The sequence below is a fragment of the Geodermatophilus sp. DSM 45219 genome (genome assembly GCF_900104025.1).
Classification (GTDB): domain Bacteria; phylum Actinomycetota; class Actinomycetes; order Mycobacteriales; family Geodermatophilaceae; genus Geodermatophilus.
The window spans coordinates 278,264-296,739 of record NZ_FNIQ01000001.1 but is presented as its reverse complement, the minus strand read 5'-3'; the positions used below and the strand labels follow the sequence as shown (position 1 = coordinate 296,739).

Annotated in this window: 18 protein-coding genes; 10 read left to right on the top strand and 8 right to left on the bottom strand. The window is 74.7% G+C overall.

The window, feature by feature from the left end; translation table 11 throughout:
- Positions 1 to 167: 167 nt before the first annotated feature.
- Positions 168 to 2,249, top strand: coding sequence for a M3 family metallopeptidase (locus tag BLR12_RS01475; RefSeq protein ID WP_091372517.1), 2,082 nt, complete (start codon positions 168 to 170; stop codon positions 2,247 to 2,249).
- A 99-nt stretch (positions 2,250 to 2,348) separates the two neighbouring features.
- On the opposite strand, the gene BLR12_RS01470 is transcribed toward BLR12_RS01475, so the two are convergent.
- Both BLR12_RS01470 and greA read right to left on the bottom strand, forming a co-directional pair.
- Positions 2,349 to 2,678: an RNHCP domain-containing protein gene (locus tag BLR12_RS01470; RefSeq protein ID WP_091372514.1), complete on the bottom strand. Its 330-nt coding sequence runs from the start codon at positions 2,676 to 2,678 to the stop codon at positions 2,349 to 2,351.
- 81 nt (positions 2,679 to 2,759) lie between these two features.
- Positions 2,760 to 3,263 (bottom strand): transcription elongation factor GreA, encoded by a 504-nt coding sequence (greA, locus tag BLR12_RS01465; RefSeq protein ID WP_091372512.1) that lies wholly within the window; start codon positions 3,261 to 3,263, stop codon positions 2,760 to 2,762.
- A 217-nt stretch (positions 3,264 to 3,480) separates the two neighbouring features.
- Here greA and mca point away from each other — a divergent pair, with 217 nt between their 5' ends.
- Together mca and BLR12_RS01455 are read left to right on the top strand one after the other, a co-directional pair.
- Positions 3,481 to 4,368 carry a mycothiol conjugate amidase Mca gene (mca, locus tag BLR12_RS01460; RefSeq protein ID WP_091372508.1) on the top strand — a complete coding sequence of 296 codons (888 nt, stop codon included), beginning with the start codon at positions 3,481 to 3,483 and terminating at the stop codon, positions 4,366 to 4,368.
- Complete coding sequence (locus BLR12_RS01455) at positions 4,365 to 4,691, top strand: hypothetical protein (protein ID WP_091372505.1); 327 nt, start codon at positions 4,365 to 4,367, stop codon at positions 4,689 to 4,691. The genes mca and BLR12_RS01455 overlap by 4 nt, the downstream gene beginning before the upstream one ends.
- A 21-nt stretch (positions 4,692 to 4,712) precedes the next feature.
- On the opposite strand, the gene BLR12_RS01450 is transcribed toward BLR12_RS01455, so the two are convergent.
- Positions 4,713 to 5,276 carry an AMIN-like domain-containing (lipo)protein gene (locus tag BLR12_RS01450; protein WP_091372504.1) on the bottom strand — a complete coding sequence of 188 codons (564 nt, stop codon included), beginning with the start codon at positions 5,274 to 5,276 and terminating at the stop codon, positions 4,713 to 4,715.
- A 233-nt stretch (positions 5,277 to 5,509) separates the two neighbouring features.
- On the opposite strand from BLR12_RS01450, the gene BLR12_RS01445 reads away from it, so the two are divergent.
- The 3 genes from BLR12_RS01445 (at position 5,510) to BLR12_RS01435 (ending at position 8,035) form a co-directional block, all read left to right on the top strand.
- Complete coding sequence (locus BLR12_RS01445) at positions 5,510 to 6,067, top strand: phosphate-starvation-inducible PsiE family protein (RefSeq protein WP_091372501.1); 558 nt, start codon at positions 5,510 to 5,512, stop codon at positions 6,065 to 6,067.
- A 64-nt stretch (positions 6,068 to 6,131) separates the two neighbouring features.
- Positions 6,132 to 6,755 (top strand): hypothetical protein, encoded by a 624-nt coding sequence (locus tag BLR12_RS01440; protein ID WP_091372497.1) that lies wholly within the window; start codon positions 6,132 to 6,134, stop codon positions 6,753 to 6,755.
- 26 nt (positions 6,756 to 6,781) lie between these two features.
- The gene (locus tag BLR12_RS01435) at positions 6,782 to 8,035 is read left to right on the top strand and encodes a geranylgeranyl reductase family protein (protein WP_091372493.1); all 1,254 of its coding nucleotides are present in this window, start codon (positions 6,782 to 6,784) and stop codon (positions 8,033 to 8,035) included.
- A 183-nt stretch (positions 8,036 to 8,218) separates the two neighbouring features.
- Here the strand turns inward: BLR12_RS01435 and BLR12_RS01430 are convergent, their stop codons facing one another.
- Positions 8,219 to 9,034: a PAQR family membrane homeostasis protein TrhA gene (locus tag BLR12_RS01430; RefSeq protein WP_176832300.1), complete on the bottom strand. Its 816-nt coding sequence runs from the start codon at positions 9,032 to 9,034 to the stop codon at positions 8,219 to 8,221.
- A gap of 135 nt (positions 9,035 to 9,169) precedes the next feature.
- Here BLR12_RS01430 and BLR12_RS01425 point away from each other — a divergent pair, with 135 nt between their 5' ends.
- The 4 genes from BLR12_RS01425 to BLR12_RS01415 all read left to right on the top strand — a co-directional run bounded on the left by BLR12_RS01425 (position 9,170) and on the right by BLR12_RS01415 (position 12,914).
- Positions 9,170 to 9,949, top strand: coding sequence for an isoprenyl transferase (locus BLR12_RS01425; protein WP_091372491.1), 780 nt, complete (start codon positions 9,170 to 9,172; stop codon positions 9,947 to 9,949).
- A gap of 13 nt (positions 9,950 to 9,962) precedes the next feature.
- A complete protein-coding gene (locus tag BLR12_RS01420) occupies positions 9,963 to 11,177 on the top strand; it encodes a DUF885 domain-containing protein (RefSeq protein WP_091372488.1) in 1,215 nt (404 codons plus the stop codon).
- A 32-nt stretch (positions 11,178 to 11,209) separates the two neighbouring features.
- A complete protein-coding gene (locus tag BLR12_RS24215) occupies positions 11,210 to 11,386 on the top strand; it encodes a hypothetical protein (protein WP_176832299.1) in 177 nt (58 codons plus the stop codon).
- A gap of 232 nt (positions 11,387 to 11,618) precedes the next feature.
- Positions 11,619 to 12,914, top strand: a complete 1,296-nt coding sequence (locus tag BLR12_RS01415) for a PhoH family protein (RefSeq protein ID WP_091372486.1) — start codon at positions 11,619 to 11,621, stop codon at positions 12,912 to 12,914.
- Positions 12,915 to 13,012: 98 nt separating this feature from the next.
- On the opposite strand, the gene BLR12_RS01410 is transcribed toward BLR12_RS01415, so the two are convergent.
- The 4 genes from BLR12_RS01410 to flhA form a co-directional block, all read right to left on the bottom strand.
- Entirely contained in the window at positions 13,013 to 13,948 is a 936-nt protein-coding gene (locus BLR12_RS01410) for a type IV toxin-antitoxin system AbiEi family antitoxin domain-containing protein (RefSeq protein WP_091372483.1), read from the bottom strand.
- Between the two features lie 160 nt (positions 13,949 to 14,108).
- Positions 14,109 to 14,333 (bottom strand): hypothetical protein, encoded by a 225-nt coding sequence (locus BLR12_RS01405; RefSeq protein ID WP_091372481.1) that lies wholly within the window; start codon positions 14,331 to 14,333, stop codon positions 14,109 to 14,111.
- Positions 14,330 to 16,432: a hypothetical protein gene (locus BLR12_RS01400; RefSeq protein ID WP_091372479.1), complete on the bottom strand. Its 2,103-nt coding sequence runs from the start codon at positions 16,430 to 16,432 to the stop codon at positions 14,330 to 14,332. Before BLR12_RS01400 ends, BLR12_RS01405 begins: the two co-directional genes overlap by 4 nt.
- Entirely contained in the window at positions 16,413 to 18,455 is a 2,043-nt protein-coding gene (flhA, locus tag BLR12_RS01395; protein WP_091372476.1) for a flagellar biosynthesis protein FlhA, read from the bottom strand. Before flhA ends, BLR12_RS01400 begins: the two co-directional genes overlap by 20 nt.
- Between the last annotated feature and the right edge of the window lie 21 nt (positions 18,456 to 18,476).

Sequence of the window (18,476 nt, the reverse complement as noted above, 5' to 3'; positions counted from 1 at the left end):
CTGACCCCACCGTCGCACCCGCCGGGGACCCCCCGGGCCCGACACCGGCCAGAACGCGTCTCGGCGGTCGGGCGGTGGACACGGGGGCTCAGGACCGGCCCGGTCCTGGGCCCCGTGTCCACCGGTCGGCCCACCACCGAGCGATGCGGTGGCGGAGGATGGCGGCGATGAGCGCCGTCCCCGCCTCCGCCCCGTCCGCCGACAACCCGCTGCTCGAGCCGTCGCCGCTGCCGCTGCAGCTCCCGCCGTTCGCCGGCACCACCCTCGAGCACTGCCGTGAGGCACTGCTGGCCGGGATGGCCGAGCAGCGCACCGAGGTCACCGCGATCGTCGCCTCGACCGAGCCGCCGACGTTCGAGAACACCGTGGTCGCCCTGGAGCGCTCGGGCCGGCTCCACCGCCGCGCCGGCGCGGTGTTCCACAACCTCTCCTCGTCGGTCGCCACCGACCGGATGCGCGAGATCGAGCGGGAGCTGGCGCCGCTGGAGTCGGCCCACGCGGACGCGCTGCGGCTCGACCCGGGCCTGTTCGCCCGGATCGACGCCGTCCACACCGCGCGGCACGACATCGATGGAGAGGGGCTGGCCCTCGACGCCGAGGCGGTCCGGCTGGTCGAGCGCTACCACCTGGACTTCGTCCTCTCCGGCGCCCGGCTCGACGCGGCCGGCCGGGCCCGGCTGACCGAGCTGAACCGGGAGCTGTCGGAGCTGTCGACCGCGTTCGGGCAGAACCTCCTGCTGGCCACCGAGGCCGCCGCCGTCGTGGTCGACGACGCCGCCTCGCTGGACGGGCTCGGCCCCGAGGAGGTCGCCGCGGCGGCCCGCGCGGCCGAGGACCGCGGCGCGACCGGCTTCCTCATCCCGCTGCTGCTGCCGACCGGGCAGCCGGTGCTGACCAAGCTGCGCGACCGCGAGCTGCGCCGCCGGGTGTTCGAGGCCTCGGTCGGCCGGGCGTCGCGGGGCGAGCACGACAACGGGCCGGTCGCCGTCCGGATCGCCCGGGTCCGTGCCGAGCGCGCCCGGCTGCTCGGCTTCGCCACCCACGCCGACCTGGTCCTCGCCGACCAGACCGCCGGCAGCACCGAGGCGGTCGACGCGATGCTGGCCCGGATGGTCGGGCCGTCGCTGGCCAACGCGCGGGCCGAGGCCGCGGCCCTGGCCGACGTCGCCGCCCGCGACGGCGTGACCGAGCTGGCCCCGTGGGACTGGGCCTTCTACAGCGAGCGGGTCCGCGCCGAGCGGTACTCGGTCGACACCGCGGCGCTGCGGCCGTGGTTCGAGCTGGACCGGGTGCTCGTCGACGGCGTCTTCGCCGCGGCCGAGCGCCTCTACGGCTACCGCTTCACGCCGCGGCCGGAGCTCGACGGCTACCACCCCGACGTCCGCGTCTGGGAGGTCACCGACGCGGACGGCGCCACGGTGGGGCTGTACCTCGGCGACTTCTACGCCCGGGACGGCAAGCGCGGCGGGGCCTGGATGAGCTCGTTCGTCACCCAGTCGCGGCTGCTGGACACCAGGCCGGTGGTGGTGAACGTCCTCAACGTCACCCGGGGCGCCGACGGACAGCCGACGCTGCTCACCCTCGACGAGGTGAACACCCTGTTCCACGAGTTCGGCCACACACTGCACGGCCTGAGCTCGGCGGTGACCTACCCGCGGTTCGCCGGCACCAGCGTGCCGCGGGACTTCGTCGAGTTCCCGAGCCAGGTCAACGAGATGTGGGCGCTGTGGCCCGAGGTCCTGGCCGGCTACGCGCGGCACGTCGAGACCGGTGAGCCGCTGCCGGCGTCCGTGGTCGAGGCGATCGAGGCCGCGCAGCTGTGGGGCGAGGGCTTCGCGACACTGGAGTACCTGGCGGCGACGCTGCTCGACCAGGCCTGGCACCGGATCACGCCGGAGACCGAGGTCGGCGACCCGCAGGAGTTCGAGCGATCCGCGCTCGAGGCCGCCGGCGTCGCCTACGACCTGGTGCCGCCGCGCTACCGGACGACGTACTTCCAGCACGTCTTCGCCGGGGGCTACGCGGCCGGCTACTACTCCTACATCTGGTCGGAGGTCCTCGACGCCGACACCGTGGAGTGGTTCAAGGAGAACGGCGGCCTGCGCCGGGAGAACGGCGACGTCTTCCGGTCCCGGCTGCTCGCCGTCGGCGGGTCGGTGGACCCGCTGGCGGCCTTCCGCGCCGTCCGCGGCCGGGACGCCGACCCGACGCCGCTGCTCCGCCGCCGCGGGTTGTTGCCGGCTGGCTGAGCGCTCCAGCAGCTCCATCGCGGGCGTTCCCGCGCATCGCGGGTGCTGCAGCCCCGGCAGTGCACGCGGAACGCCGGCAATGGCGGCGAGGTCGGGTCCCTACGACCAGGGCAGCGAGAGGACGACGTCCAGGTCGTCGGGCGCGTCGCCCTCGCGGACCAGCCGGTTGGGCTGGCGGTGGCCGCACGCGGTGCAGCGGTGGACCACCTGCCAGCCCTTGCCCGACTTCTCCACCAGGCCGACCGGCTCCATCGGCGACCGGCACTCGCTGGCCCGGTCGCCCGGCAGGTCGTCGACGTGCAGGGACCACAGGCACACCGGGCAGTGGTTGCGGTAGTGCCCGTCGGTGTTGGCCGGCACCGACGACCCGCAGTGGACGCAGGCGAACCCGGTGTTCTCCGCCCGCCGGGAGCGCGCGGGGCGGGTCACCGGTCCGCCTCGCTGGCGCTCGTCGACCCGGTGCCCCGGGGTGCCGCGTTCCTGCGTGACCTCGCAGGCTCGGTCACGGGCTCAGGGGACGAACGGCTCGACGGCGACGACGTCGACGGTGATGTCGCGGCCGTTGGGCGCCTGGTAGGTCACCGTCGCACCGGGCGCGGCGCCCATGATGGCCGAGCCGAGCGCGGATTCCGGGGAGTAGACCTGCAGCCCCGTGGTCCCGACGATCTCGCGGGAGCCGAGGAGGAACTTCTCGGTCTCGTCGTCGCCCTGGAAGCGGATGGTGATGACGGTGCCGGTGGCGGCGTGGGTCGCCGTCGTCGGCGCGTTGCCGACCTTGGCCTTCCGCAGCAGGTCCTCCAGCTGGCGGATGCGGGCCTCCTGCTTGCCCTGCTCGTCCTTGGCGGCGTGGTAGCCGCCGTTCTCACGGAGGTCGCCCTCCTCGCGGCGGGCGTTGATCTCCGCGGCCATGGCCGGGCGGCCCGCCACCAGCTGGTCGAGCTCGGCCTTCAGCCGGTCGTGGGCCTCCTGGGTCAGCCAGACGCCCTGGTGCTGCTCGTCAGTCGGGGTGGACACGACAGTGCTCCTGAAATGTCGGTGGCCGCTCCCCGTCCGGGGAACGGCCGCGTTCAGAACGGCCAACGTAACACCGTCGGCGGGGGTCGGGGCTGCACCCACTCCCCGGCCTCCGGGATCCGGAACGCCAGCGTACCGGGGAGTGACGAGCGCCACGATCGCCCGATCGTGGCCCCGGCGGCGGCGGCACCCGGTGCTGCCGGTGGATGATGGGCGGGTGACCGACGCAGACCAGTTGCGCCTGCTCGCCGTGCACGCCCATCCCGACGACGAGTCGAGCAAGGGCGCCGCGACCATGGCCAAGTACGTCGCCGAGGGCGCCCGCGTCATGGTGGCGACCTGCACCGGCGGTGAGCGCGGGTCCGTGCTCAACCCGGCGCTGGACCGGCCCGACGTCTGGGAGCGCCTGCCGGAGATCCGGCGGGACGAGATGGCCCGGGCGCGGGAGGTCCTCGGCGTCGAGCAGGAGTTCCTCGGCTTCGTGGACTCCGGTCTGCCCGAGGGTGACCCGCTGCCGCCGCTGCCCGACGGCTGCTTCGCGCTGGTGCCGACCGAGGAGGCGGCCGCTCCGCTGGTCGAGCTGATCCGCCGGTTCAGGCCGCACGTCGTCACGACCTACGACGAGCGCGGCGGCTACCCGCACCCGGACCACATCAAGACCCACGAGGTCTCGGTGCACGCCTTCGACGCCGCCGGTGACCCGGACCGCTACCCGGAGCTCGGCGAGCCGTGGCAGCCGCTCAAGCTCTACTACCACATGGGTTTCACGCTGCCCCGGACGCGGGCGCTGCACGAGGCGATCCTGGCCTCGGGGGCGGAGTCGCCCTACGCGGAGTGGCTGGAGAACTGGGACCCCGATCGGGACCTGTCCCACCGGGTCACCACGAAGGTGCCGTGCGCGGAGTACTTCGCCGTCCGGGACGCCGCGCTGATCGCGCACGCCACGCAGATCGACCCGAACGGCCGCTGGTTCGCCTGCCCGCTGGAGGTCCAGCAGCGGGTGTGGCCGACCGAGGACTACGAGCTGGCCCGCTCGGTCGTCGACTCGCCGGCGCCCGAGGACGACCTGTTCGCCGGCGTGCGCAGTGAGGTGGGTGTGCGATGACCGGTCTGGTGCTCCTGGCCGCCGACCAGCAGCTGCCGGAGGACGTCGGCAAGGCCGGCCCCATCGGCGCGCTGCTGACCGTGCTGCTCTTCATCGCGATCCTGCTGCTGGTGAAGTCGATGACCACCCACCTCAAGCGGGTGCCGAAGAGCTTCGACGCGGCGGACGACGGGCCGCGGGTCGTCGTCCCCGACAGCCCGGCCGAGCTCGTCGACCCGCGCCCCGAGCCGGGGCAGCAGGTGCTCGACACGCTGCGGCGCGCGCCCCGGGCGATCGAGGGGCCGCGCCCGCACGACGACCGGCCGGGCGCCGCAGGGGGCTGACCGGCCGGTCGCCGCTGATGGCTACCAGCGGTGGGCCACGTCGATGACCAGGCGGGGCGTGTCGTCGGAGTTCGGCGTCCCGGTCACGCTGAACACCCGGAACGGCAGCCGGGCGCGCACGCCCAGGGCCAGCGTCGTCGAGCCCTCGAACGACCCGGCGTAGGCGACCTGCCGGAAGGTGCGGAACCCGGCGACGTCCACGGCCTCCCGCCGGTCCGCCGGCAGGTACGTGGGCCGGCCCTGCTCGTCGTACGCCGGGGCGCGGACCACGATCTCCAGGTCGGCCGCCCCGCGGACGGGCACCGCGTCGCCGGAGCCGTCCTGCCGCACGACCGGCACGTAGCGCACCGAGTACGAGCCGAAGGTGGTGTCCTGGCCGCCCACGTCGACCACCAGCCGGTCGAAGCAGCCGTGCCGTCCGGCCCGGACGTCGTAGAGGACCTCCCGGTCCGCGGCCGACGCGCTCTTCGGCTGCGAGCCCCACGTGATCCCGCAGTACGGACTGGCACCCGCCTGAGCGGGCGCGACCACCCCCAGCGCGGAGAGGACGGAGACGGCGAGGACGAGGAACCGGATGCGGTTCATGGCGGGCCTCCTGGGGTCGGTGCCGACGGCAGGATCCGCCCGACACGCGCATCGGCACCACGGCTGTCGACATGTCGACTCGACGAACTGTCACGGGACTCCCCGGCAGGAGTTGCCAGCTGCATCGGCGCGCCTCCCGCCCATACCCGTCACCTCGTGCTAAGCGACCCCTCCGGGTGACCCCGTCGTCGCCCCCGGTCGCTGCGGGCACTGCAAGGGGTGAGGATCCCGGGATGGCCCAGCGACGGCACGACCCCGAGCGCGACGTCCCCCCGCCCGGGTTCGGCCGAGCCGGCACGCGCGCCCTCGAGTTCGCGGAGAACGTCGTCTACGGCGGCATCGCGCTGCTGCTCGTGGTGGGCGCACTGGCGCTGCTCGTGCTGGCCGGGCGGACGGCGTGGACGCTGACCTCCGACCTCTCCGAGCAGCCGATGCTCGACCTGCTCGACGTCCTGCTCCTGGTGTTCATCGTGGTCGAGCTGCTGTTCGCCGTCCGCACGACGGTGGAGAAGCGCGAGCTCGTCGCCGAGCCGTTCCTGATCATCGGTGTCATCGCCTCGATCAAGGAGATCGTCGTGCTGTCGGTGGAGGCCGCCGGCGTCGTCGGCGAGGGCGCGGTGTTCAGCGACCGGATCACCGAGATCGGCGTCCTGGGGGTGCTCGTCCTCCTGCTCGGCGCCACCTCCTGGCTGCTGCGCCGCAAGGAGCGGGAGCCCGACGAGGGGGAGGGGTCCGACCCCGTGCCGTCCCGGGCGCCTTCCGCTCCCGGCGGAACGCCGGTCCCTTCCTGACCGGGCCTCGGCGGCTTACCGTGTAAGTGTGTAATCACCTCACGGGAGGCCATGGGAGGCCGCTGTGCACGGACACCACCGTTTCTCCGACACCCCCTTCGGCGGCATGCGCGGGGGCTTCCGCGGCCCCGGCTTCCGTGGTCGTGGCCCCGGCGGCCGCGGCCGCGGTGCCGACGCAGCACCGCCGGTCGAGCGCGCCGAGGTCGCCGGCTGGTTCGCCGGCCGGCTGCCGGACGACTGGTTCACCGGCCCGGTCGAGCTGACCGTCGACCGCGACGAGATCACCGTCGTCGGCACCCTGGCCGAGCCCGAGGCGGGGGAGGGTGACGCCGCGGCCGCACGTGCCGGCCGCATCGCCCGCTTCCGCGAGGAGACCCGCGAGCAGCGCATGGCCGTGGCCGACGCCGCACAGGCCCGGTACGGCCGCTCGGTCGCGTGGGGAGCGGCCTGCGGCGACGTGCGGGAGGTGTTCACCAACCTCTCGGTCCCGGTCATGACGCGGCTGCGGCAGCCGGAGCGGCTGGTCCTCGACACGCTCGTGGACGCCGGCGTCGCCCGGTCGCGGTCCGAGGCGCTGGCCTGGGCGGTGCGGCTGGTCGCCCAGCACGCCGACGACTGGCTCGGTGAGCTCCGTGCGGCGATGGCGTCGGTCGAGGAGGTCCGCGCCCGCGGCCCGGAAGTCGGCTGAACCACCGTCGGGGGACACTGGGCGGCGTGCCAGCCAGTGCCGCCGTCCCCGCCGACACCGACGTCCTCGTGGTCGGCGCCGGCCCGGCCGGCGCGGCGGCCGCGGCCTGGTCAGCGCGGGCCGGGCACGACGTCGTCCTGGCCGACGCCGCGGTCTTCCCCCGCGACAAGGCCTGCGGCGACGGGCTGACCCCGCGGGCGATCGCCGAGCTCGACCGCCTGGGCCTGGGCGACTGGGCGCGTTCACGGGCCCGCAACCGGGGCCTGCGCGCGGCCGGCTTCGGGCACACCTGGGAGCTGCCCTGGCCCGGCGGGGCGTTCCCCGACCACGGCAGCGCGGTCCCGCGCACCGAGCTCGACACCCGGATCCGCCAGGTGGCGCTGGACGACGGCGCCGTCCCCCTGGAGGGTGCGCGGGCCGTGGACGTGGTGCGCGACGGGGACCGGGTGACCGGCGTGGTCTTCGAGACCGCGGCCGAGGAGACGGTCACCGTCGGCTGCCGGCGGCTGGTCGTCGCCGACGGCGTCCGTTCGCCGCTGGGCCGGGTCCTCGGCCGCGAGTGGCACCGCGACACCGCGTACGGCGTCGCCGCCCGCGGCTACGTGCGCTCCGGGCGGGCCGACGACGAGTGGATCTCCTCGCACCTGGAGCTGCGGGGCACCGAGGGCGAGCTGCTGTCCGGCTACGGCTGGGTGTTCCCGCTGGGGGCGGAGTCGGGGCAGGTCAACATCGGGGTCGGCACGCTGGCGACCGCCCGCCGTCCCGCCGGGGTGCAGCTCAAGGCGCTGATCGAGGTCTACGCCGACGCCCGCCGGGACGACTGGCAGCTCGAGGGTCCGGTGGAGGCGCCCGCCTCGGCGCTGCTGCCGATGGGCGGGGCGGTGTCCGGCGTGGCCGGGCGCAACTGGGCGCTGGTCGGGGACGCGGCGGGGTGCGTCAACCCGCTCAACGGTGAGGGGATCGACTACGGCCTGGAGACCGGCCGCGACGTCGTCCGGCTGTTCGGCGAGGACGACTGGACCGCCGCCTGGCCGGCCACCCTGGCCCGCCGGTACGGGGAGGCCTTCTCCATCGCCCGCCGACTGGCCGGGCTGCTCACCGTGCCCCGTTTCCTGCCCGCGGCGGGGCCGGTCGGCATGCGCTCGCGTGCGCTGATGACCGTGGCGCTGCGGGTGATGGGCAACCTGGTCACCGACGAGGACCGCGACCTCGTCGCCCGCACCTGGCGCACCGCCGGCCGGCTCAGCACCCGGGCCGACACCCGCCCGCCGTTCGCCTGAGCGGGGCGTGAGGGGCAGGGGACCGGCGGCGGAGCCGCGGTCCCGAGGAGTGGGGGCCGGAGGCCTCCGCGATCGAGGGACGCAGCGGCTCAGAGCAACAGGGGCACGGCACGTGGCCGCGGTGCGGTCCGGAGGACCGCGATGTCACGGCACGGCACCTGGCCGCGGTTGTCTGACCGGAGGTCAGACGAATGGGCTCGAGTACATCGCGAAGTAGACGGCGATGTAGTGGCAGATCGCGGCGACGACGGTCATCGCGTGGAAGACCTCGTGGTACCCGAAGACATCGGGCCAGGGGTTGGGGCGCTTCACCGCGTAGGCCACCCCGCCCACGGTGTAGAGCACGCCGCCGACGGCCAGCAGCACCAGCGACGTCACCCCGGCGAAGTGCAGGATGTCGGTGAGGATGAAGACCGCCACCCAGCCCAGCCCGATGTAGAGGGGCACGCCGACCCAGCGGGGTGCGGTCGGCCAGGTGAGCTTGAGCGAGACGCCGGCCAGCGCGCCGGCCCAGACCCCGGCGAGCACCCAGTAGCCGGTCGGCTGGTCGACCGCGAGCAGCGCGAACGGGGTGTACGTGCCCGCGATGAACAGGAAGATCATGGAGTGGTCGAGCCGTTTCATGATCTTCCAGCCGCGCGGTGACCAGCGGCGGCGGTGGTAGAGCGCGCTGATGCCGAACAGGCCGCAGATCGTGGCGCAGTAGACGGCGACCGAGAACCCGGCACGGGCGCCGAGCACCGACCCCAGCGGGATGAGCACGGCGCCGGCGACGATCGCGCCGAAGAACGCGAACAGGTGCAGCCAGCCGCGCATCCGCGGGCGGGTGTCGGGGTGGTCCCAGTCGCTGTCGTGGTCGAAGTCGGCGCGGGTCCAGGTCCGTTCGACCTGTTCGCCCTCACCGACGACGGTGGCCAGCGCCGGGCCGGCGGGCGCGTCGATCTGGGCGCCGTCGGCCTCGACCCGGACGGCCTCGCCCTCTCCGCGGGGGTCGCTCATGCGCCGAGGTTACGAGGCCGTAGGGAGCGGGGCGACGGGAGCGGGCTGTGAGGTGCCTGGCAACGGCGCGGGGCCTCGGTGCAGGTGGACGACGGGTGCGCGGGACCCCGCGGAGTGGGCTTACTGTGACCCACCGTGGGGGTCCGACGGTGGGTACGCGAGGTCCTCACCCAGCTGTACGAGCGCCGGCTCGCCCGGGCTCTGGAGGGTGCTGACATCCCCTGCCACGTCGGGGTGATCGTCGACGGCAACCGGCGGTGGGCGCGGGCCATCGGCCTGGAGGACCCCAACGCCGGGCACCGCCGCGGGGCGGACAAGATCGCGGACTTCCTCGGCTGGTGCGACGAGGCCGGCGTCTCGGTGGTCACGCTCTTCCTGCTCTCGACCGACAACCTGTCCCGGCCCGAGCCCGAGCTGGTCCCGCTGCTGCGCATCATCGAGGGCGTCGCCGAGGACCTGGCCGCCCCCGACCGGCGGTGGCAGCTGCGGCCGGTCGGGGCCCTGGAGCTGCTGCCGGCCGAGACGGTCGCCGTCCTCAAGCAGGCGGAGGAGGCGACCCGGGACCGGCCGGGCGCGTCGGTCAACCTGGCGGTCGGCTACGGCGGTCGGCGGGAGATCGCCGACGCCGTCCGCTCGCTGCTGGCCGAGCACGCCGCACGGGGGACGACGCTCGACGAGCTGGTCGCCTGCCTCGAGGTCGAGCACATCGCCGAGCACCTCTACACGCGCGGCCAGCCCGATCCGGACCTGGTGATCCGCACGAGCGGGGAGCAGCGGCTGTCCGGCTTCCTGATGTGGCAGACCGCGCACTCGGAGTTCCACTTCACCGACGTCTACTGGCCCGACTTCCGCCGGGTGGACTTCCTGCGGGCGCTGCGGGCCTACTCCGCCCGGCACCGGCGCTTCGGCGGCTGAGAAACTGCCCGCCATGGCCCGCGCGCTCGACGTCCCCCTGGAGTACGTGCGGCTCGGGCTGCGCTTCGACCGGCTGGAGTCCGGGTTCGTCGACGCCTACACCGGCGACAAGCGGGTCCGCGCTGCGGTGGAGGCGGAGCCCGCACCCACTCCGCAGGGGCTGCGCGACCAGGCCCGCGGGCTGCTGCACGAGCTCGCCGCGGCCGACCTGCCCGCCGACCGCACCGGGTTCCTGCGCGGCCAGCTCACCGCGCTGGAGTGCACCGCGCGGAAGATGAGCGGCGAGCCGGTGGCCTTCCTCGACGAGGTGCGCAGCTACTTCCAGGTCGACCTCACCCTCGGCGACGCCGCCGCGTACGGCGCCGCGCACGCCGAGCTCGACGCGCTGCTCCCGGGCAGCGGTCCGCTGGCCGACCGCTACGCCGCGCACCGCCGCCGCGAGGAGTGCCCGCCCGGGCGGCTGGCCGAGGCGGTGCACGCCCTGTCCAGCGCGCTGCGCGACCGGGTGCGCGCCGGGTACGGGCTGCCCGAGGTGGAGACGGTCCGGTACGAGGTGGTCACCGACCAGCCGTGGTCGGGCTTCAACTACTACGAGGGCGACTACCGCTCGCGGGTGGCGATCAACGCCGACCTGCCGCACCGGCTGGGCCAGCTGCCGCACCTGGTCGCCCACGAGGCCTACCCGGGCCACCACACCGAGCACTGCCGCAAGGAGCTGGGCCTGGTCGAGCGCGGCTCCCGGCTCGAGCACACCGTCTTCCTGGTCAACACCCCCGAGTGCCTCATGGCCGAGGGGCTGGCCGACCTCGGCGTGCAGGCCGCGATCGGGGACGGCTGGGGGCCGTGGGCGGCCGAGGTGCTCGGCGACCTGGGCCTGCACTTCGACGGGGACCTGGCCGAGCGGATCGCCGCGGCCGCCGCGCCGCTGAACCGGGTGCGCCAGGACGCCGCCGTGATGCTGCACGACCGCGGCGCCGGGGCCGACGAGGTGGCCGCCTTCATCCAGCGCTGGTCGCTGGTCAGCGCCGACCGGGCCCGCCAGCAGCTGCGGTTCCTCACCCACCCGCTGTGGCGCGCCTACACGACCACCTACGTGGAGGGCGCGGACCTGCTCTCCCGCTGGCTGGACGCCCGCCCGGCCGACCAGCCGGTGGCCGACCGCTTCCTCCGCCTGCTCGACGAGCCCCTCACCCCGGCCGCGGTCGCCGGCGAGCTGCGGGCCGCCTGAGCAGGCGGTGCGGATGACGTGGCGGGGGTGACATGGCACGGCACAGCCCGGAGGAGGCCCGTGACCTGGGCCTGTGGACGGCGGGGTGGCTGGCCGTGCTGCTGGTCGGCGGGCTCTGGTGGCTGGGCGACCTGAGACTGCAGTGGCCGGTCCTGCTGGTGCCGGTGATCTGGGTGCTGGTCGCTGTCCGGAGGCGTGACCGGCGCTGAGGCGCCTGGTGCCGCTGGTGCCCCGATGGGGGGACACGCCCGCTGGAGGACACGTTCCTGTCACCTCGCGGGCCTACCGTCCGCGGTGGAGGGCGAGCTCACCTCGCCGTCCACGGGAGGCCCGGTTGGTGCTGACGATCTCGTCGACCAGGGGGGCCGGTACCCGGCTCCTCGGCCGGGGCCCGGCCACCTTCGAGCCGGGGCGCGCACTGCGCCCCACGGGAGTCGACTCGTGAACACTCGGCGCACGTTCGTCCTCGACACCTCCGTCCTGCTCTCCGACCCCGGTGCGCTGCTGCGCATGGGCGCCCACGACGTGGTCCTCCCGCTCGTCGTGATCGGGGAGCTGGAGGACAAGCGCAACCACCCCGAGCTCGGCTGGTTCGCCCGGCAGGCGCTGCGGATGCTCGACGACCTGCGGGTGCGGCACGGGCGGCTGGACGCGCCGGTCCCGGTCGGTGAGGACGGCGGCACGCTGCACGTCGAGCTCAACCACAGCGAGCCGTCGGTGCTCCCGGCCGGTTTCCGCAACGACAGCAACGACAGCCGGATCATGGTGGTGGCGCTCAACCTGCGCGCCGACGGCCGCGACGTCTGCCTGGTCACCAAGGACGTGCCGCTGCGGGTCAAGGCCGCGGCGGTGGGCCTGGACACCGACGACTACCGGGCACTGGACGCCGTCGACGCCGGCTGGACCGGGATGGCCGAGCTCTCCCTGGACGACGCCGAGCTGGCCGCCCTCTACGACGACGGCGAGGTGTACGCGCCGGCCGCGGCCGAGCTGCCCGCGCACACCGGGCTGGTGCTGCTGTCCTCGCGCGGGTCGGCACTGGGGCGGGTGACGCCGGACAAGCACGTGCGGCTGGTGCGCGGCGACCGCGAGGCCTTCGGCTTGCACGGGCGCTCCGCGGAGCAGCGGATCGCCCTGGACCTGCTTCTCGACCCCGAGATCGGCATCGTGTCGCTGGGCGGGCGGGCCGGCACCGGCAAGTCGGCGCTGGCGCTGTGCGCGGGCCTGGAGTCGGTGATGGAGCGCCGGGCGCACGCGAAGGTCGTCGTCTTCCGGCCGCTGTACGCCGTCGGCGGGCAGGAGCTCGGCTACCTCCCCGGCAGCGAGGGCGACAAGATGTCACCCTGGGCGCAGGCGGTCTACGACACCCTCGGCGCGCTGGTGTCCAAGGTCGTGCTGGAGGAGATCGCCTCGCGCGACCTCATCGAGGTGCTGCCGCTGACGCACATCCGCGGGCGGTCGCTGCACGACTCGTTCGTGATCGTCGACGAGGCGCAGTCGCTCGAGCGCGGGGTGCTGCTGACCGTGCTCTCGCGGCTGGGCTCGGGCTCGCGGGTGGTGCTCACCCACGACGTCGCCCAGCGGGACAACCTGCGCGTCGGCCGGCACGACGGCATCGCGGCGGTGGTCGAGCAGCTCAAGGGCCACCCGCTCTTCGCGCACGTGACGCTCACCCGCTCCGAGCGCTCGCCGATCGCCGCGCTGGTCACCGAGATGCTGGAGGACCTCCCGCGCTGACGCCGGCCGGCTCCGCGTACGGCGCGGTGACTCTCGCGCGGTTCCTCCCGCCGTCGCGCTGCTGCATCAGCGCGTGAGTGAGGGGAACCGCGCGAGAGTCAGCGGCCGCCCCGGGCGAAGGCCCGCAGGAGGCGATCGCCGACGCCGCGCGGGCGATCGAGGTCGTCCCATGTCCAGCGGACGACCTGCCAGCGGTGGTCGCGCAGCTCGTCCTCCCGCCGCTTCTCCCTGAAGACGACGTCACCTGGCTCCTGCCCCGGTCCCAGGAGCCGACCGTACTTCACCCGCCCGTCGAACTCCCCGAGGGTGCGGTGCACCTCCCAGCCGAAGTCGCAGCGGGCCATGACGCTGCCGTCGCGGCGGCGGACCCGCACCTGCAGGTCGGGCGGCCGGAGTCCCAGCCGGTGGATCAGCACCCTGCTGCGGCTCTCACCCACGCTCTCGCTGAGCGGGTCGGCGAAGTCGACCACCCGCGCGGCGGCGCGGATCCCGGGGATCCGACCCATCCGCGTGACGCAGTCCACGAGGTCCTGCCGGGTGGTGCTGCCCGACCGGAGCGCGTGGTCGGCGAGCACGACGGCGGACTCGAAGGGCACCGACCGGGCGACGTCCACCACGGTCCGCGTGACGCTCGTGGTCTCGACCCCGTCGACCAGGGTGAGGTGGTTCTCCGGCACCCGTGCCACGTGCTGTCGCAAGCGCGTGCTGCCGGTGCCACTCACCGGCGGGCGGCGAGTGACGTGGACGCGGGCGAGCAGCACCCCCCACACGGGCAGGCCGTGCAGGACCGCGGCCGAGAGGTGGCTCACCACCGCGGGTACCCGGAGTCCGGGCATCGTGGCCAGCACGGTGAGGCGATGTCTCGCGGCGGCGTCCGTGGGCAGGTCCGCCGGCGAGTGCGCGTAGGTACCGCGCTGCAGGCGGCGGAGCTCCCCGCGGCGCACCATCCGGGCGAGCTCCGCGTCGTCGAAGCCCCCGGTCAGCGCGTCCGCCCGGCGCAGGAGGAACGGCGGCTCGTGATCCGGGGCTGTCACGCCTCCAGCCTGGTGGCCACGCCGGGGCCGGGGGAGCGATCAACCGGATCTGTGGACGGCGACCACTCTGGCGCTGTTCCCGACGTCGTGGCGCTGCTGCAGCAGCGCGCGTGCTTCAGGAACCGCGCGAGAGTGCCGAGCCGGGCGGCGGTCGCCGGGGTCAGACCGTCGGGGTGAGATCGTCCTCGGCAGGGGTCGGGGCGGCCGGCGGGCGCGGGATGGCGGCCCAGCGCAGCAGCGCCACCGCAGCCCAGCCCGCCGCCAGGCACCACGGCAGCCGCACGACGACGTCGTCGCCGGACAGGTCACCGCGCAGCCCGAGGGCCAGCACCGGCAGGGCCAGGAGGAGCGACACCGCCAGCACGTCCCAGCGCAGCGGGCTCATGCCCCCGCGGTCTCCAGCCGCTCGCAGAGCAGCGACGCCCAGCGGTGGGCGGTCGCCCGCGCACCGTCGAGGAGGGCCACGGGCGTGGCGGTCCGGCCCAGGACGGCGGCCGGGTCGGCGGTCAGGTCGGTGTCCTGGACCATGAGCGCGTCCACGCGGGGCAGCGCGTCCAGCCACGGGCCGACGTCCTCGGGCTTGCGGGTGGCCTCGACGACCGCCCACACGCCGACCGGTGCGAACACCGCGACCATCTGCTCCAGCCAGGCACCGCCACCGGCGCGCAGCGGGACGTCGACCGCCACGATCGTCAGCGCGCTGGACCGGTCGGCATTCTGCTTGCGCTCCAGCGCGGTGTCGATGCTGGTGATCCGGTTGCTGCGCGGGGCCAGCGCGGCCAGGTCGCCGCGGGAGGCCCACTGCAGCTGCTCGCCGTCCAGCCGCAGCGAGGCGGCCAGGGAGCGTGCGGCGGCGAGGGTCTCGACGCCGGGCCCCACGACCAGCAGCACCTCACCGGCACCGGAGGGCAGCGCCGGCGCCGCGGGGAGGCCGGCGGCCAGTGCGCGGGTCAGCGCGGCGTAGGCGCCGGACCGGGTGACCTCGACGGCGAAGTCCTCGCCGAGCAGCTGCTCGGGCACGCCGAGCTCCAGCAGCCGGCAGATCAGGGCGTCCTCGGCCGCGCCGGGGAGCGGACCGCTGGCGACCGCGGACGTCGACCGGCCCCGCACCGAGGGCACCACCATCGGCGCGGACCGGCGCCATGCGGCGGCGCGCTTGTCCACCGGCAACCGGGTCACGGTGGCCAGCCGGGAGTCCGCGGCCGGCTGCGACGCACGGGCGACCGACTGGCCCGGGCCGCGGCCGATCGCCGGCGGCACCGGCGGCCGCGACAGCAGCGGCGGGACGGCCAGCGCGGTGCCCGGCGCCCGCGGCGGGAGCAGCGACAGCGGCGGCAGCACCGTGGTGGCGTCGAGGGGGAGCGGGGCCGGGTCGCTGGCGGTCGGGGCCAGGACGTCGGCGTCCACCTCCCACTCGTCGGCCTCGGCGGTCGCGTCGACCCACACGGGGATCTCGGCGGTGTGCGCCTCGGCGAACTCGTCCCACGCGCCGTCGGCCGCGTCGGCGTCCTGCTCGGCCGGCGCGGACCCGGCCAGCACGCCCCGCAGCAGCTGGGTCAGCGCCGCCTCGGAGGTGTCGTGGGCCAGCGCCGCGCGCAGCACCTCGGCGATCGCCTCCTCGCGGGAGGTGACCGGGCCGGTGCTGAGGTCCGGCTCGTGCACCCACTCCGGGACGGTGACCGGCTCGGGCAGCGGGGGGACGGTGGCCGCGGCGGGCCGGGCGGCGGGGGCCGACGGGGGGACGACGGCCGGCGCGGGCGGGGCCGCCGGCGGCAGCTCGGCCTCCCAGGCGGGGGCCGGTGCAGCCGGGGCCGGCGTGACCGGAGCCGGAGCGGGCGGGACGACGGCAGCGGCGGGAGCAGCGGTAGCGGGCGGGGGCGCCGCCGGGGCCGGAGCAGGTGCGGCAGGAGCAGCGGGCGCCGGAGCAGCAGCCGCGACCGCCGCGATCGCGTCGTCCACGGCCTCGCGCACGTCGACGTCGCGGGCGACCATCTGCGCCAGCGCCGCGGTGAACGGCGAGGGTGACAGCGGGGCGTCGTCCACCACGGGAGCGGGCGCCGGGGCCGGCGCGGCGGCCGCGGCCGGCGCCTTCGGAGCCGCCGTCCGGAAGCCCTTCGCCGCGGCCGGGCGGGCGGTGCGCGGCGCGGACGTGCGGGAGTACAGCCCGACGGCGGGCTGGTCGGCTCGGCCACCGAGCAGGTCGGCCACCTCGTCGACCGGGTCGGGCAGCACCGGGTCCCGGCGCAGCGCGGCCTCGATGCGGGCCATCGACTCGGCCTTCGACGCGGGGCGCCGCTCGACCGCCGGCGCGGGCGCCGGGGGCTCCTCGACCTCGGCCACGAAGCGCTCGGTGGTGAAGAAGCCCATCACCCCGCCGGTGCGGACCCGGCGGATCCCCACGATGCGGACGGACGAGCCGTACTGCTCCCGCGCGGCGGCGATGGCGCCCTCGCGGCTGGCGGCCTCAACGGACGGCAACGGCACCGTTCACCACTCCCAGTGACTCGATCTGGGCCGTCCGGGAGACCTCGGTGTAGGAGATCACCGGCAGGCGGGGGAGGATCTGACGCATCAGGCGGGACAGCGCGGCCCGGACCTGCGGGGAACACACCAGCACCGGGGCCAGGCCCAGCCGCTCGGCGTCGGTCAGCAGGCCGCTGCAGCCGTTGACCAGCGCGTCGACCGTGCCGGCGTCCAGCGCGAGGACCTGACCGCCCTCGCTCTGCCGCACGGCCTCGAGCAGGCGCTGCTCGAACGCCGGGTCGAGGGTCATGACGTGCAGCCGCTCGTCGGGCGTGACGTAGGGCTGGCTGATCGCCGACCCCAGTGCCGCCCGGGCGGCCTCGATCAGGCCGTCGACGTCGGTGGAGGTCTTCGCCCGCACCGAGAGCGCCTCGAAGATGCGCACCAGGTCGCGGATGGAGACGTTCTCGGCCAGCAGCCCGTGCAGCACCCGCTGGATCTCGCCGAGCGTGAGCAGCGTCGGGGTGAGCTCCTCGACGACGATCGGGTGGGTCCGCTTGACCATCTCGACCAGCAGCCGCACGTCCTCCCGGCCGAGCAGGTCCGCGGCGTTCTGCCGGACGACCTCGGCCAGGTGCGTGGTGATGACCGAGGAGCGGTCGACGACGGTGGCGCCGGCCATCTCGGCCTGCCGCTGCAGCTCCATCGGCACCCACTTGGCGGGCAGCCCGAACACCGGCTCGCGGGTGGCCCGGCCGGGCAGCCCGTCGAGCATGTCGCCGATCGCCAGCACGGTGCCGGCCGGCGAGGTGCCCTTGGCCGCGGGGACGCCGTTGAGCCAGATGACGTACTGCGAGGCCGGCAGGTCGAGGTTGTCGCGGGTGCGCACCAGGGGGATCACCAGGCCGGTCTCCATCGCGACCTTCCGGCGCAGCGCCTTGACCCGGTCCAGCAGGTCACCGCCGCGGGAGGCGTCGACCAGGTCGACCAGGTCGTAGGCCACCTCGAGCTCGAGCGGGTCGACCCGCATCTTCTCGGCGATCGCCTCGGGGGAGTCGGGCTTGGGCTCGTCGTCCACGGCGGCCTGCGGGTCGGCGTCCTCGTCGACGTCCGTGGTCTCCTGCATGCGGGAGGCCATGAGCATGAACAGCCCCCCGATGACCAGGAACGGCAGCTTGGGCAGGCCGGGGATCAGGCACAGCGCCAGCGAGGCGCCGCCGGCGATCCGCACCGGCTGCTTGAAGCGGCCGAGCTGGGCGATCAGGTCCGTGCCCATGTCCCCGTCGGAGGCCGAGCGGGTGACGATGATGCCGGTCGCGGTCGACAGCAGCAGCGCGGGGATCTGGGAGACCAGGCCGTCGCCGACGGTCAGCAGCGAGTAGGTGGAGACGGCGTCGCCGGGGGCCATGCCCAGCTGCATGACGCCGATCGCCATGCCGCCGATCAGGTTGATCAGCGTGATGATGATGGCCGCGATGGCGTCGCCCTTGACGAACTTCGAGGCGCCGTCCATCGAGCCGTAGAAGTCGGCCTCGGCGGTGACCTCGGTGCGCCGCTTGCGCGCCTGCTTCTCGTTGATCAGGCCGGCGTTGAGGTCGGCGTCGATCGCCATCTGCTTGCCGGGCATCGCGTCGAGGGTGAAGCGGGCGCCGACCTCGGCGACCCGGCCGGCACCGTTCGTGATCACGACGAACTGGATGATCGTCAGGATCACGAAGATCACCAGACCGACGATCAGCGAGCCGCCGATCACGAAGTGCCCGAAGGCCTCGATGACCTTCCCGGCGTAGCCGTCGGTGAGGACCAGCCGCGTCGAGGAGACGTTGAGCGCCAGCCGGAACAGCGTCGCGATGAGGATCAGCGACGGGAAGACGGCGAAGTCCAGCGGCCGCCGGATCTGCATGGCCACCAGCAGGATCAGCAGCGACGCGGTGATGTTCAGGCCGAGCAGCAGGTCCAGCACCGCGGCCGGCAGCGGCACGACGAGCATCAGGACGATGGCCACCACGCCGATCGGGACGGCGGCCTTCGTCAGCTTCTGCACGGGACCCTCATCGGCAGAGCG